This window comes from Streptomyces sp. NPDC001890 (assembly GCF_042891445.1).
Classification (GTDB): Bacteria; Actinomycetota; Actinomycetes; order Streptomycetales; family Streptomycetaceae; genus Streptomyces.
In genome coordinates this window covers 72,311-86,758 of record NZ_JBIATE010000004.1, presented here as the reverse complement: position 1 = coordinate 86,758, position 14,448 = coordinate 72,311, and the positions used below count along the sequence as shown (strand labels likewise).

11 protein-coding genes and 1 tRNA gene are annotated in these 14,448 nt (G+C 70.7%); 7 read left to right on the top strand and 5 right to left on the bottom strand.

All coding sequences use genetic code 11. The annotated features are described in order from the left end of the window. Positions 1-36 precede the first annotated feature (36 nt). The 4 genes from ACFYY1_RS14940 to ACFYY1_RS14925 all read left to right on the top strand — a co-directional run bounded on the left by ACFYY1_RS14940 (position 37) and on the right by ACFYY1_RS14925 (position 5,046). Positions 37-570 carry a DUF501 domain-containing protein gene (locus ACFYY1_RS14940; protein ID WP_351261362.1) on the top strand — a complete coding sequence of 178 codons (534 nt, stop codon included), beginning with the start codon at positions 37-39 and terminating at the stop codon, positions 568-570. 106 nt (positions 571-676) lie between these two features. Further along, positions 677-1,618, top strand: coding sequence for an exopolyphosphatase (locus tag ACFYY1_RS14935; protein ID WP_388584879.1), 942 nt, complete (start codon positions 677-679; stop codon positions 1,616-1,618). A gap of 460 nt (positions 1,619-2,078) precedes the next feature. Beyond that, positions 2,079-3,464: an NAD(P)/FAD-dependent oxidoreductase gene (locus ACFYY1_RS14930; protein ID WP_266732373.1), complete on the top strand. Its 1,386-nt coding sequence runs from the start codon at positions 2,079-2,081 to the stop codon at positions 3,462-3,464. Between the two features lie 277 nt (positions 3,465-3,741). Further along, on the top strand, positions 3,742-5,046 hold the full coding sequence (locus tag ACFYY1_RS14925) for a class I SAM-dependent methyltransferase (protein ID WP_388584876.1): 1,305 nt from the start codon (positions 3,742-3,744) through the stop codon (positions 5,044-5,046). 117 nt (positions 5,047-5,163) lie between these two features. On the opposite strand, the gene ACFYY1_RS14920 is transcribed toward ACFYY1_RS14925, so the two are convergent. Both ACFYY1_RS14920 and ACFYY1_RS14915 read right to left on the bottom strand, forming a co-directional pair. Further along, positions 5,164-7,692: an ABC transporter permease gene (locus tag ACFYY1_RS14920; RefSeq protein WP_388584873.1), complete on the bottom strand. Its 2,529-nt coding sequence runs from the start codon at positions 7,690-7,692 to the stop codon at positions 5,164-5,166. A 58-nt stretch (positions 7,693-7,750) separates the two neighbouring features. Further along, positions 7,751-8,521: an ABC transporter ATP-binding protein gene (locus tag ACFYY1_RS14915; RefSeq protein ID WP_388584870.1), complete on the bottom strand. Its 771-nt coding sequence runs from the start codon at positions 8,519-8,521 to the stop codon at positions 7,751-7,753. 491 nt (positions 8,522-9,012) lie between these two features. Here ACFYY1_RS14915 and ACFYY1_RS14910 point away from each other — a divergent pair. The 3 genes from ACFYY1_RS14910 (at position 9,013) to ACFYY1_RS14900 (ending at position 10,639) form a co-directional block, all read left to right on the top strand. Continuing rightward, positions 9,013-9,098 (top strand) — tRNA-Leu (locus ACFYY1_RS14910). A 185-nt stretch (positions 9,099-9,283) separates the two neighbouring features. Further along, positions 9,284-10,171: a Bax inhibitor-1/YccA family protein gene (locus ACFYY1_RS14905; RefSeq protein WP_388584867.1), complete on the top strand. Its 888-nt coding sequence runs from the start codon at positions 9,284-9,286 to the stop codon at positions 10,169-10,171. 150 nt (positions 10,172-10,321) lie between these two features. Next, positions 10,322-10,639 carry a hypothetical protein gene (locus ACFYY1_RS14900; RefSeq protein WP_388584864.1) on the top strand — a complete coding sequence of 106 codons (318 nt, stop codon included), beginning with the start codon at positions 10,322-10,324 and terminating at the stop codon, positions 10,637-10,639. Positions 10,640-10,717: 78 nt separating this feature from the next. Here the strand turns inward: ACFYY1_RS14900 and ACFYY1_RS14895 are convergent, their stop codons facing one another. The 3 genes from ACFYY1_RS14895 to ACFYY1_RS14885 all read right to left on the bottom strand — a co-directional run bounded on the left by ACFYY1_RS14895 (position 10,718) and on the right by ACFYY1_RS14885 (position 14,388). Further along, a complete protein-coding gene (locus tag ACFYY1_RS14895) occupies positions 10,718-11,563 on the bottom strand; it encodes a hypothetical protein (RefSeq protein ID WP_388584861.1) in 846 nt (281 codons plus the stop codon). Positions 11,564-11,920: 357 nt separating this feature from the next. Beyond that, positions 11,921-13,141: an acetyl-CoA C-acetyltransferase gene (locus ACFYY1_RS14890; RefSeq protein WP_388584859.1), complete on the bottom strand. Its 1,221-nt coding sequence runs from the start codon at positions 13,139-13,141 to the stop codon at positions 11,921-11,923. Between the two features lie 122 nt (positions 13,142-13,263). Next, positions 13,264-14,388 carry a GDSL-type esterase/lipase family protein gene (locus ACFYY1_RS14885; protein WP_388585504.1) on the bottom strand — a complete coding sequence of 375 codons (1,125 nt, stop codon included), beginning with the start codon at positions 14,386-14,388 and terminating at the stop codon, positions 13,264-13,266. Between the last annotated feature and the right edge of the window lie 60 nt (positions 14,389-14,448).

Sequence of the window (14,448 nt, the reverse complement as noted above, 5' to 3'; positions counted from 1 at the left end):
CGCAGTTCGAGCAGCCCGATCAGAACCTAGGCAGGCATGGAAACGCCCCCTCCCCAGACCGAGTCCACCGCGCCCACCGAGGCGGACATCGCCGCGTTCCAGCAGCAGCTGGGCCGTCCGCCGCGCGGTCTGCGCGCGATCGCGCACCGCTGCCCGTGCGGCAACCCGGACGTGGTCGAGACGCAGCCCCGGCTGGAGGACGGTACGCCGTTCCCGACGACGTACTACCTGACGTGCCCGCGTGCCGCGTCCGCGATCGGCACGCTGGAGGCGAACGGGGTCATGAAGGAGATGACCGAGCGCCTCGGTACGGACCCCGAGCTGGCCGCCGCGTACCGGGCCGCGCACGAGGACTACATCGCGCGGCGCGACGCGATCGAGGTGCTGGAGGGCTTTCCGAGCGCGGGTGGCATGCCGGACCGGGTGAAGTGCCTGCACGTCCTGGTGGGGCACTCGCTGGCCGCGGGTCCCGGGGTGAATCCGCTCGGCGACGAGGCCATCGCGATGCTGCCGGAGTGGTGGCGCAAGGGGCCGTGCGTTTCGCCGTGCGGCGCGCCGGACGAGGACTGACCGTTCGTCCCCCGGGGGCTCTGCCCCCGGACCCCCGCTCCTCGAACGCCGGAGGGGCCGAGTTGCTCCCCCCGGGTTCCGGAGGGGCTTGAACTGGGAGTGCTTCATGACTCGCGTGGCCGCCATCGACTGCGGTACCAACTCCATCCGTCTGCTCGTCGCCGACGCCGATCCGTCCACCGGTGAGCTCGTCGAGCTCGACCGGCGGATGGAGATCGTCCGGCTCGGGCAGGGCGTCGACCGTACCGGCCGGCTCGCCCCCGAGGCGCTGGAGCGGACGTTCGCGGCCTGCCGGCAGTACGCGACGGTGATCAAGGAGCACGGGGCGCAGCGGATCCGCTTCGTGGCCACCTCCGCCTCCCGCGACGCGGAGAACCGGGACGACTTCGTCCGCGGGGTGCTGGACATCCTGGGCGTCGAGCCCGAGGTGATCAGCGGTGACCAGGAGGCGGAGTTCTCCTTCACCGGAGCCACCAAGGAGCTCGCGGGCCGCGACCACCTCGCCAAGCCGTATCTCGTCGTGGACATCGGCGGCGGCTCCACCGAGTTCGTCGTCGGCGACGACCACGTACGGGCCGCGCGCTCCGTGGACATCGGCTGCGTACGGATGACCGAGCGGCACCTGGTGCACGACGGTGTCGTCACCGACCCGCCGACCGACGCCCAGGTCGCCGCGATCCGGGCCGACATCGAGGCCGCCCTCGACCTCGCCGAGGAGAGCGTGCCGCTGGCCGGGGCCGCCACCCTCGTCGGCCTCGCCGGGACGGTCACCACGGTCGCCGCGATCGCCCTGGGGCTCGACGCGTACGACTCCGAGGCGATCCACCACTCCCGGATCTCCTTCGAGCAGGTCCAGGAGATCACCGGACGGCTCCTCGGCTCCACCCACGCCGAGCGGGCCGCGCTCGGCGCGATGCACCCGGGACGGGTCGATGTGATCACGTCCGGGGCGCTGATCCTGCTCGCCGTGATGGAGCGGACCGGGGCCCGTGAGGTCGTCGTCAGCGAGCACGACATCCTCGACGGGATCGGCTGGTCGATCGCCTAGGGGCGGGGGCCGGCAGGGCCTGTCCAGCCCTGCCGCGGGCGCTCCGCGAGGGGCGCTCACGCGTACCTTGGCCTGCACCTTTGAGCTCTCATGGGCCACCCGGGGGGTGGTTCCCGGGACACGGCGCGACGAAGTTCGTGAACTTCTTCACAAGGAATTCGGCTCTGTGGAGGGCGGTTCTGCTCCGGATGGGCATCCAGGGCCGCCCGCAAGGCCGTTGCGAGGTCGTGCGGGAGTGTTCCGGACGTGTTGCCGAGAGGTGAACCGGAGCGGTGGTCCGGTCCGTCCGGAGGGCCAAGGGCCAGCTCACAAGCGGTGAACAACGTTCGTCGTCACACCGTGGTTCCCCTGCGTCGCCATGACCTCGGTCACGTGGGCGGCGAAGTGTAGCAGAAGGCGGGTACATGCTTGTGAAGGGGCTCACGAGCATGCCCTCCGAGGGGGGTGGATACTCGATGGCATGAGCACCACGGAGCGTCCCAGGATCCTCGTAGTAGGCGGTGGGTACGTAGGCCTGTACGCAGCTCGGCGCATCCTCAAGAAGATGCGCTACGGCGAGGCGACCGTCACGGTCGTCGACCCCCGGTCGTACATGACCTACCAGCCCTTCCTCCCCGAAGCTGCTGCCGGCAGCATCTCGCCTCGGCATGTCGTCGTCCCGCTGCGACGCGTACTGCCGAAGGCCGAGGTCCTCACCGGCCGCGTCACGACCATCGATCAGGACCGCAAGGTCGCCACGGTCGCGCCGCTCGTCGGCGAGGCCTACGAGCTGCCCTTCGACTACCTGGTCATCGCGATGGGCGCGGTCTCCCGCACCTTCCCGATCCCCGGCCTCGCCGAACAGGGCATCGGCATGAAGGGCATCGAGGAGGCCATCGGCCTGCGCAACCACGTCCTCGAACAGCTGGACAAGGCCGACTCGACGACCGATGAGGACGTCCGCCGCAGGGCGTTGACGTTCGTCTTCGTGGGTGGCGGTTTCGCCGGCGCGGAGACCATCGGCGAGGTCGAGGACATGGCCCGCGACGCGGCGAAGTACTACACGAACGTGAAGCGCGAGGACATGCGCTTCATCCTCGTCGACGCCGCCGACAAGATCCTTCCCGAGGTCGGCCCGAAGCTCGGCACCTGGGGCCGGGAGCACCTGGAGTCCCGTGGCGTCGAGGTCTTCCTCTCGACCTCCATGGACTCCTGCGTCGACGGTCACGTCGTCCTGAAGAACGGCCTTGAGGTCGACTCCAACACCATCGTGTGGACGGCCGGCGTGAAGCCGAACCCGGCGCTGGCCCGCTTCGGCCTGCCGCTCGGTCCGCGCGGTCACGTGGACACCTCCGAGAAGCTCCAGGTGCAGGGCACCGACTACATCTGGGCCGCGGGCGACAACGCCCAGGTCCCGGACATGATCGGCCGCCGGGCCGGCAACCCGAACGCCTGGTGCCCGCCCAACGCCCAGCACGCGCTGCGGCAGGCCAAGGTCCTCGGCGACAACGTGATCTCCGGCATGCGGGGCTTCCCGCAGAAGGAGTACAGCCACGCCAACAAGGGTGCCGTCGCCGGTCTGGGGCTGCACAAGGGCGTCGCGATGATCGTCATGGGCAAGATGAAGATCAAGCTCAAGGGACGCCTCGCCTGGTACATGCACCGTGGCTACCACGGCATGGCGATGCCGACCTGGAACCGCAAGATCCGGATCTTCGCCGACTGGACCCTCGCGATGTTCCTCAAGCGCGAGGTCGTCTCGCTCGGCGCCATGGAGACGCCGCGCGAGGAGTTCTACGAGGCCGCCAAGCCGGCCCCGGCACCGGCCGCCGCCAAGGCCGAGGGCGAGAAGGCCAAGGCCTCCTAGTCCGCCCGCGGGCCCACTCGCCCGCGCAGTACACGCACGACGCCCGAAGGGGCCGTCCGCCATCCGTGGTGCGGGCGGCCCCTTCGGCGTATCCGGCTCCGAATGCATGTGCCGTACAGGTATTTTGCTCTTCCATTGCGCTGTAGCGGGATGGCGGGCGCTTCGCGGACTGTTGACGGGTACGTACCTCGTCGTGGCGCACGGGTGCCCGGCGTGGTTGCAGGCATGTTCGACCATGTTTGGGCACATTGGGAACACCATCACGGAGGTGTGCGCCATGGCAGACGCCGCGTTGCGGCTGACCGCTCTCGCCGAGGAGTTGCTGGGAGAAAAGCCGCCGGTCCGTATCAGGGCCTGGGACGGCAGCGAATCCGGACCGCCCGGTGCCCCCGTACTTGTGATCCGGAACCGCCGCGCGCTGCGCCGGCTGCTCTGGAAGCCGGGCGAACTGGGCCTGGCCCGCGCCTGGGTCGCGGGCGACATCGACATCGAGGGCGATCTCTACGAGGCCCTGGACCTGATGGCCTCGCTGATCTGGGAGCGCGGGTCCGACACCAGGGGCAGCGTCCACCCGGTCCGCGACCCCGGGGTACGGGCCTTCGCCAAGGGGCTGCTGCGACTGGCCGGCCCCCTGCCCCCGCCGCCCCCGCCGCCCGAGGAGGTGCGCCGCCGGGCCGGCACCCTCCACACCAGGCGCCGGGACAAGGAGGCCATCAGCCACCACTACGACGTGGGCAACGACTTCTACGAACTGGTCCTCGGCCCGTCCATGGTCTACTCCTGCGCCTACTGGGAGGACGGCGGAAGCCTGGAGGACGCCCAGCGCGACAAGCTCGACCTGGTCTGCCGCAAGCTCGCGCTGAAGGAGGGCGACCGCCTCCTCGACGTCGGCTGCGGCTGGGGCTCCATGGCCATCCACGCCGCCCGCGAGTACGGCGCCCGGGTCACCGGAGTCACCCTCTCCGTGGAACAGGCCGCCTTCGCCAGGAAGCGCATCGCGCAGGAGGGCCTGACCGACCGGATCGAGATCCGGGTCCAGGACTACCGGGACGTCAGGGACGGCCCCTACGACGCCATTTCGTCCATCGGCATGGCGGAACACGTCGGCTCGGTCCGGTTCCGTGAGTACGCCGACGACCTCTACGCACTCCTCAAGCCCGGCGGCCGGCTGCTCAACCACCAGATCGCCCGCCGCCCCGAGAAGGACGAATCCGCGTACCACGTGGACGAGTTCATCGACGCCTACGTCTTCCCCGACGGCGAACTGGCCCCGGTGGGCCGGACCGTGGCCACCCTCGAAGAGGCCGGCTTCGAGGCCCGCGACGTCGAGTCGATCCGCGAGCACTACGCGCTGACCCTGCGCCGCTGGGTCGCCAACCTGGAGAAGCAGTGGGACCGGGCGGTCCGGATGACCTCGGCCGGACGGGCCAGGGTCTGGCGGCTCTACATGGCCGCCTCCGCGCTCTCCTTCGAGCACAACAAGATCGGCGTCAACCAGATCCTCGCGGTGCGTCCGGCGGAGGGCGGGGCCTCCCGCATGCCGCTGCGGGCCCGCGACTGGACGGCGTCCGCGACCGGCTGATCCGCCGGAAGCGGACCGAGGGCCGGAAGTACGGACCGAGGGCCGGTGCGCGCAGCCCCTTCGCTGCGTGCACCGGCCCTCGGGCGGTCTCGGCGGGATCCCGTCCCGCCCGGTCCGCTACTCCGTCTTGATCGCCGTCAGCATGTTCAGCTTCGCGGCGCTGCGGGCCGGCCAGAGCGCGGCCAGCACACCCACGATCCCGGCCAGCACCAGGAAGACCGCGATCCGGTCCCACGGGATGACCAGCGCGTAGTCCGGGATCTCCGACGACAGGGTCTGCCCGATCGCCCAGCCGAGGAACGTGCCGAGCACGACACCGACCACCGCGCCGAAGAGCGAGATGACCACGGCCTCCAGCCGGATCATGCGCTTCACCCGGCGTCGGTCCAGGCCGATCGCCCGCAGCATGCCGATCTCCTGCTGGCGCTCGAAGACCGACATCGCCAGGGTGTTGACGACCCCGAGCACCGCGATGATCAGGGCCATCGCCAGCAGCCCGTACATGATGTTCAGCGCGAGGTTGACCGAGCCGCCGAACATGTCACGGATGTCCTGACGGTCCATGATGCTCATCCCCGGGTTGTCACCCAGGGCCTTCACCAGGGCCTGCTCGTTGGCGTCGGTCGCGCCGCCGTCCGTCTTCAGCCAGATCTCACGGATGTACGACATGCCGCCGTGCGCGTCGGCGACGTTCTTCGGGACCAGGACCGGGGAGAGCATCTCGTTGCCCTCGAAGACCGCCCCGACCTTCAGCTCGCCCTTCTTCTCGTTCTCGAACTTCACCGTGAGGGTGTCGCCGGTCTTCCAGCCGTTCGACTTCGCCGTCTTCTCGTCGACGGCGATCTCGCCCTTCTCCAGCGCGTCGAGCGAGCCGGAGACGGCCGGCAGCGTGAAGAGCCGCTGCACGTCGCCGGGGGTGACGGCGGACGCGGAGTGGTACTCGCCCTTGACCTCCAGCGAGGTGGCCTGCTGCGGCGAGATGGCCGAGACCCCGTCGGCCTTCTGCAGGGCGGCGAGCGCCGACTCGTCGAGCGGGCCGCCGCTCGCCATCGTCACCATGTAGTCGGCCTTGATGTTGTCCGTGGTCATCCGGTCGACCGCCTGGCCGAGGGTGACGCCGAGGACCGAGATGCCGGTGACCAGGGTGAGGCCGATCGCCAGCGCGGAGGCGGTGGCGCCGGTACGGCGCGGGTTGCGGACCGCGTTCTGCGCGGCCAGCTTGCCGGAGACCCCGAACAGCCGCTTCAGCAGCGGGCGGACCAGCGCGATCACCGGCCGCGACAGCAGCGGGATCAGCACGATGACGCCGATCAGGGTGAGGAAGGCGCCCGCGGCGATGACGGTCCGGCCGGTCGATCCGGACTTGGACGCGCCCGCCACGATCGCCGCCCCGCCCAGCAGGGTGAGGACCGCGCCGATCGAGTTGCGGACCACCAGGGACTTGACCGTGGCGGTCGCGTGCACGCTGCTCATCGCCGCGACCGGCGGGATCTTGGCGGCCCGGCGGGCGGGCAGCCAGGCGGCCAGCACGGTGATCAGGACACCGACGGCGAACGCGGCGACGACCGCGGTGGGCGAGACGATCAGGGGTCCGGCCGGGATCTTCCCGCCGAACAGGCCCATCGCGGAGCGCAGCCCGACGGCGAGGCCGAGACCGATGGCGAAACCGATGACCGAGGCGATCACACCGACGACGGCCGCTTCGAGGAGCACCGAGCGCTTGACCTGGCGGCGCGAGGCGCCGACGGCGCGCATCAGCGCCAGCTCCTTGGTGCGCTGGGCCACCAGCATGGTGAAGGTGTTGGCGATCAGGAAGACACCGACGAACAGGGCGATGCCGGCGAAGGCGAGCAGCATCCCGTTGAGACCGCTCAGACCGTTCTCGATGTCCTTGGCCTGCTGGTCCGCGAGCGCCTGGCCGGTCTTGGCCTCGGCGTCCTTCGGCAGCAGCGGCTTCACCTCGGCCAGCAGCTTCTCCGCGGAGGCGCCGGGCGCGGCGGACACATTGGCGTCCTGGAACACGCCGGGCTTGAGGTAGAGCTTCTGGGCGACCTCGGTGTCGAAGAGGACCAGGCTGCCGCCCGCGTTGACCGCGCCGTCCTCGGTGGTGAAGACGCCGGAGAGGACGTACTCCTTCACCGGCCCGTTCGTGGCGACCCGGACCCGGTCACCGACCTTGTACTCGCCCTTCTTCGCGGTCTCCCGGTCGAGCGCGATCCGGTCGGCCGCGACCGGGCCCGTACCGTCGACGAAGGTGTACGCGGAGTCCTTGCCGTTCTTGCCGGGGAAGTAGTTCCCGCCGGTGTTCGACCAGCCGTTGCCGATCAGCTTGCCGTCGGGGTCGGCGACCCCGGCGAAGCCGGAGACCCGGCCGGTGGCGGTGTCGACGCCCTCCAGGCCCTGGATCTTCTTCAGGGTGGCGGCGGTGATGCCGGAGGTCTTCTCGTCGCGCTGGTCGGCGTAGGTGGTGACGGCGACGGCGACGTCGTCGTAGCTCTTGGCCGACTGGTTGCGAAGCGCGTTGCCGAGGGTGTCGGTGAAGACCAGCGTGCCGGAGACGAAGGCCACGCCGAGCATCACGGCGAGGACGGTCATCAGCAGCCTGGCCTTGTGCGCGAGCACATTGCGCAGGGCGGTACGGAACATGTCTGTCAGTCCTGGGATGGTGAGGGGTTCCGGAGAAGGACGCGGGGGAGGGCGGGACTCAGCTGGTGCGGCCCTTGGCGTCGAACGCCTTCATCCGGTCGAGGACCCGGTCCGCGGTGGGGTTGATCATCTGGTCGACGATCCGGCCGTCCGCGAGGAAGATGACCCGGTCCGCGTAGGAGGCGGCCGCCGGGTCGTGGGTCACGATCACCACGGTCTGGCCCAGCTCGCGCACCGAGTTGCGCAGGAAGCCGAGGACCTCGGCGCCGGAGCGGGAGTCCAGGTTCCCGGTCGGCTCGTCGCCGAAGATGATCTCCGGCCGGGAGGCCAGGGCGCGGGCGACCGCGACGCGCTGCTGCTGACCGCCGGAGAGCTCGGTCGGCCGGTGGTTCAGCCGGTCGGAGAGGCCCACCATGTCGATGACCTGGCGCACCCACTCGGCGTCGGGCTTGCGGCCCGCGATGTCCATGGGGAGCGTGATGTTCTCGTACGCCGTCAGCGTCGGCAGCAGGTTGAACGCCTGGAAGATGAAGCCGATCTTGTCCCGGCGGAGCTGGGTGAGCTGCTTGTCCTTGAGGGAGCCCAGCTCCGTGTCGCCGATCCGTACCGAACCGCCGCTGAAGCTGTCGAGACCGGCCACGCAGTGCATCAGCGTGGACTTGCCGGAGCCGGACGGGCCCATGATCGCGGTGAACTCGCCCCGGGGGAAGTCCACGGAGACCTGGTCCAGAGCGGTCACCCTGGTCTCGCCCTCCCCGTAGACCTTCGACAGATCCGTGGCGCGGGCGGCCACCGTGGTGACGCGGGGTGCGGTGGAAATGGTGGTCACGGGAATCTCCTGTTTTCGGGCTCCGGCCGAGGGCTCGTCCGGGTTTTGAGCGGGACCCCTCAATCCTCATCGCCGTCGCGCCGCCGGTCGTCCGTCCGCGTGCCCGTTCCTGGGGCCGCCTTGAGTCGCACCGGGAGGGCCCCGGGTCCTCCTGCGGTATGACACCGACCCTGAGCCGCCGGTCCGGGGACCACCGCCCGGCCGGGCACTTCGCGGCCCCGCGCCCGGCCTGCTGCCCCGCCCGGTCGCGCGCCCGTGGCGGCCACCGGCGCGCACCCGGTGAATGCGCCGTCCGAGTGCGGCGACTTTACGTCAATCCGGATTACCGGCCGCCGTGCCCGCTACCCCGCCCAGGCATGTGGCGATGCCCTTGAAGGAGTGCTGACGACCCCTCAAGCGGTCAATAAAATAAGACAACATCGCGTCACTGATCCGCTGTTCGGGGGAAGTCCCCGGATAGGGTCATGTGCCAACGCGGAGCCGCGCGCCAGGCCTGGATGGTGGAATGCAGACACGGCGAGCTTAAACCTCGCTGCCCCTCGGGGGCGTACCGGTTCGAGTCCGGTTCCAGGCACCACTTCTCACTTGGCGGCCGAGCCGGCGGCAGATCCGCCCGCCATCGATCGCGACCGGTTTCCGGCTGGTTTCGGGGTCGTCTTCGTACGGGTTTCCAGAAAGATCCTCCCCAAGCACTAGTCTGATTCTTTTGCCTACCCATTACTCTTGTGGGAAGGCCACGCAGGGTGGCCATGGAGGAGTGAGATGAGGAGCAGCAACCCGGTCTTCTCGCGACGGGGCTTCAGCCGCGACAACGGATACGCGGGCTTCAACACGGCGCCGCAGGCCGGGGCCCCCGCAGCGGGTGCCAACCCGTACGCGCAGGGCACCGCCGCGAACCCGTACGCCACCAACCCCTACGCCCAGCCGGACGCCCAGTACGGCGCCCCGCAGGCACCGGCGCGCACCGGCGCGATGACGATCGACGACGTCGTCACGCGCACATCGATCACGCTGGGCACCGTGGTGCTCGGCGCCGTGCTCGCCTGGGCACTGCTGCCGGTCGACGAGGCGAACCTCGGCAAGTCGTACGGCATCGCGATCGGCGCCGCCCTGGTGGCGTTCGTCCTGTCGCTCGTCCAGTCCTTCAAGCGCAGGCCGGTGCCGGCGCTGATCGTCTCGTACGCGGCCTTCGAGGGCGTCTTCCTCGGAGTGATCTCCAGCGCGGTCAGCACGTACATCGGCCCCGGCGTCGTGATGCAGGCGGTGATGGGCACCATGTGTGTCTTCGCCGGTGTGCTGATCGCGTACAAGATGCGCTGGATCCGTGTCACCCGGCGCTTCTACGGCTTCGTGATGGCCGCCGCCATGGGCTTCATGCTCCTGATGGTGGTCAACCTGCTGTTCGCCGTCTTCGGCGGCGGTGACGGCCTGGGCTTCCGCAGCGGTGGCCTCGGCATCCTCTTCGGCGTCATCGGGATCATCCTCGGTGCGTGCTTCCTGGCCCTGGACTTCAAGCAGGTCGAGGACGGCATCACTTACGGCGCGCCCCGCGAGGAGTCCTGGCTGGCGGCCTTCGGCCTCACCATGACCCTGGTGTGGATCTACCTGGAGATGCTGCGTCTGCTCTCCATCCTCAGCGGCGACGACTGATCGTCCGCACCCGCACGACGGGACGGCCCGCAGGCACTGTGCCTGCGGGCCGTCCCCGTTTCCGCGGGCGCCCCCGCGGGCGTTTTCGCGCGTGCCGCCGGGGCATCGGCCCGTTGGCGGCCGTCCTGCCGGGGCGCGTAGGGTCGCGGAGTGCTCGATACGACCCCCCTGATCATCGCCGTGGACCGATTCGCCGACCGGCTGCGCGCCGCCCCGCAGAGCCGCCTGCAGCGCGGAGCCGCCGCCGAGGGACTCGCCGCGGCGCGGGAGCTGGCGCTGCGCGCCCAGCGGATCGAGGCGCCGGACCGGGAGCCGCGCCCCCTGCCGGACGCCGGGCTCTTCTCGGTCGGTGACCAGCTCGCCGTGGCGGGGCGCGATCTGGCGGTGGCACTGGAAAAGGCCCCGTCGGCGGAGCTCGACGAGGCCGTGCGATTCGTGGAGGAGGCCGCCGCGCGCGCGTTCGCGTAGCGGCGGGTGGTGCGGCGCTTCGGGGACCGGGCCGGGGGCGGCGGCCGGCGAGGGCCGCGGTGTCCGGACGCCGGGGTGTCAGAACGAGGCGATGACGCGGTCGGCGAGGATGTAGACGTTCTCCTTGCCGCAGGAGAAGGTCAGGGCGTACGCGCCGGAGACGCCGGAACCGCCCAGCAGCACCGGGTGCTCGCCGTCGCGCAGCGAACCGGCCAGGCGCTCGGCCGTCTCGCGGTGCCCGGGGGTCATGCAGAGCGTGGTGCCGTCGGCGAAGACGTAGACGTCGAGCGTGCCGAGCGGGCCGGGGCGCACGTCGGCGAGCTCCGTACGGCTGTCGGCGAGCTCTTCGAGACGGTTCACGGTGCGCTCGTGGTCGGTGACGACCGGGGTCTGCACCGGTACGAAGTCGGGGTGCGAGGGGTGCCGGCGACGGGCGGCGGCCAGCTCGGGGGAGTCCTCGGCGAACTCCGCCGGTCCGGGCAGCTCGGTCAGGTCGGCCGACTCCGTCAGTTCCACCAGTTCGTCGAGGGCCTCGGTGGCGTCGAGGTCCATCGCGTCCAGGCCCGTGAAGTCGGCCTGGCGGGGCATGAAGAACGGCGCGTCCTCGCCCATCCCGGTCAGGCCGCCCAGCAGGGACGGGGCGTCGGCGGCGTCACGCGCTTCCTGGGTGGCCCAGAAGGCGCGGGCCTCGGCGAGCTCGCGCTCGCGCTCCTCGGCCAGCGCTTCGGCGACGGCCGCGCGTATCTCGGCGACCGGGGTGACGGTGCTGCGGCTCTGCGTGGGCACGGTGATGCCGTGCGCACGGGCGTCGGACAGATCGGTACGAAGGGCCGTGACCTGCTTGCGCAGCCCGTGAGCAGCGTGCAGAGCAGCGGCGCCCACGGCCGTGGCGGCGGCGGTGGTCAGCAACAGGGCAAGAGACATGGCGCTCACTGACATACTCCCGGTTTCAATCGATCCCCCGACTTCCTACATCAGCTTGTCCCCTACCTGCGCCCTGTGTCAGTGCATTACGTCACGAATTGGACAGGTCTTTGGGCCTGGGGTTTAACCCTGATGCGGGTGTGACCTGCGGGAATGACTCTCCCCCAGGAGATAGGTCACATCCTGGGGGAGATTCGGTCACGGTCGGGGCTCGGAACCGGCCGCCGTATGGAGTGCGGGTCCGCTGGCGGCTATGTCGGGTCCGTCCTGTTCGCGGCCCGGTTCAGCCGCGGTCCGATTCAGCCGCGGTCCGGTTCAGCCGCGGCTCGGCTCGGCCCGGCGCGGACGCGGCCCGGCTCAGCTCAGCCGCTCGATGACCATCGCCATGCCCTGGCCGCCGCCCACGCACATGGTCTCCAGGCCGAACTGCTTGTCGTGGAACTGCAGGCTGTTGATCAGCGTGCCGGTGATCCGGGCGCCGGTCATGCCGAAGGGGTGGCCGACGGCGATCGCGCCGCCGTTGACGTTGACCTTCTCCAGCGGCAGGCCGAGGTCGCGGTAGGAGGGGATCACCTGGGCGGCGAACGCCTCGTTGATCTCGGCCAGGTCGATGTCGTCGACGGTCAGCCCGGCCCGCTTCAGCGCCTGCCTGCTGGCCTCCACCGGTCCGTATCCCATGATCTCGGGGGAGAGGCCGGAGACGCCGGTCGAGACGATCCGGGCCAGCGGGGTCAGGCCCAGCTCGCGCGCCTTGGTGTCGGACATGATCACGAGGGCGGCGGCACCGTCGTTGAGCGGGCAGCAGTTGCCCGCGGTGACCAGGCCGTCGGGGCGGAACACCGGCTTCAGGCCCTGCACGCCCTCCAGGGTGACGCCCGCGCGCGGGCCGTCGTCCTTCGAGACGACCGTGCCGTCCGGGGTGGTGACCGGGGTGATCTCGCGCTCCCAGAAGCCGTTCTTGAGGGCTTCCTCGGCGAGGTTCTGCGAGCGGACGCCGAACTCGTCCATGTCCTGGCGGGTGACGCCCTTGAGTCGGGCCAGGTTCTCCGCGGTCTGCCCCATCGCGATGTACGCGTCCGGGACCAGGCCGTCCTCGCGCGGGTCGTGCCAGTCGTCGCCGCCCTGCTCGGCGCGGGCCGCGGTGCGGGCCTCGGCGTCGGCGAACAGCGGGTTGTGCGTGTCGGGCCAGCTGTCGGAGTTGCCCTTCGAGAAGCGGGACACCATCTCGACACCGGCCGAGATGAAGACGTCGCCCTCGCCGGCCTTGATGGCGTGCAGCGCCATCCGGCTGGTCTGGAGGGAGGACGAGCAGTAGCGGGTGATCGTGCAGCCGGGAAGGTGGTCCATGCCCATCTGCACGGCGATGATGCGGCCCAGGTTGTTGCCCTGCTCGCCGCCGGGGAGGCCGCAGCCGAGCATCAGGTCGTCGATGTCCTTCGGGTCCAGCTCGGGAACCTTGGCCAGCGCGGTCTGGATGATCGTGGCGGTCAGGTCGTCCGCGCGCAGGTCCTTGAGCGAGCCCTTGAAGGCCCGGCCGATGGGGGAACGGGCTGCAGAGACGATCACGGCTTCGGGCATCACGCGGCTCCATGAGGGCTGGAAGGCGGGTTCGGGCAGGTGCTGACTTGGAAGTTACCTGTACGTAGACGCTGGGTCACCGGGCTGCGCATGTGACGCCGACCTCTTTTCTAAGCGACCGCTCAGTCGACTGGTGGCGGGTCGGCCGGCTGCTCGGCCTGCCGTTCGACAAGCCGCTCGGCAGACCGCTCGACGGGCCGGGGACCGGCCGGTGAACCGGCCGGGGGGCCGGTCGGTGAACCGGCCTGCGGACCGCGTGGCTCTTCCCGCGGCTCCGGCTGCGGGTGGGGCTCCGTGGCCGCGGGCAGACGCCGCCGCCTGCGCTGCTTGAGGAGCGCCCACGGTGCCCGGGCCCCGGTGACCTCCGTACCGGCCTCCTTGGCCGCCTGGGAGGCCGCCTTGGCCACTGGCAGCATGTCCGCGCGCCGGGCCCCGTCCAGCCGCTCGGACTCCGGCCACAGCCCCAGCGCCGCGCAGAGCGTGGGCAGCACCGCCATCGCCGCCGTGGCGTACCCCTCGGCCGACGGGTGGTAGTTGTCCGGCCCGAACAGCTCCCGCGGGTTCGCCTCGAACTCCGGCCCGAGCAGATCGCCCAGCGACACCGTGCGCCCGCCCTGCTCCACCGAGCCGATCGTCTGCGCCGCCGCCAGCTGCCGGCTCACCCGCCGGGCCAGCCAGCGCAGCGGCTGGTAGACCGGCTCGATCGTGCCCAGGTCCGGGCAGGTGCCGACCACCACCTCCGCGCCCGCCGTACGCAGCCTGCGCACGGCGGTGGTCAGACAGCGCACCGACTGGGTGGCCGGGATCCGGTGCGTCACGTCGTTCGCGCCGATCATGATCACGCAGACGTCCGGGGTACGGGAGGTGTCGGCGAGCAGCAGCGAGACCTGCCGCTCCAGATCGTCCGACCGGGCGCCCGGCTGCGCCACATTGCGCAGATCCACCGGCCGTTCCGACACCGCCGCGAGCCCCGAGGCGAGCAGCGCCCCCGGGGTCTGCCCGGACCGGCGCACCCCCTGCCCGGCCGCCGTCGAGTCACCCAGCAACCCCAGCCGCAACGGTTCCGCGGGGCCGGCGAACGCCACCCCGTACCGCCCGTCCGCGCTGGGCGGAACCGGTGCGATCCCGCCGCCCACCTGCCGTTTCGCCAGCTGGACCTCCGCCAGCAGGACGCCTACCGCCGCCGCACCGAGCAATCCGATGCTGCCACCGCCATAGGCCGCGCCCGCCGCGATCCGCCGTGCCACCCTTGCCCTTGACACAGTCCGGTCCACCTCCTCGTCGCCGTACCGCCGTACATACAGCTA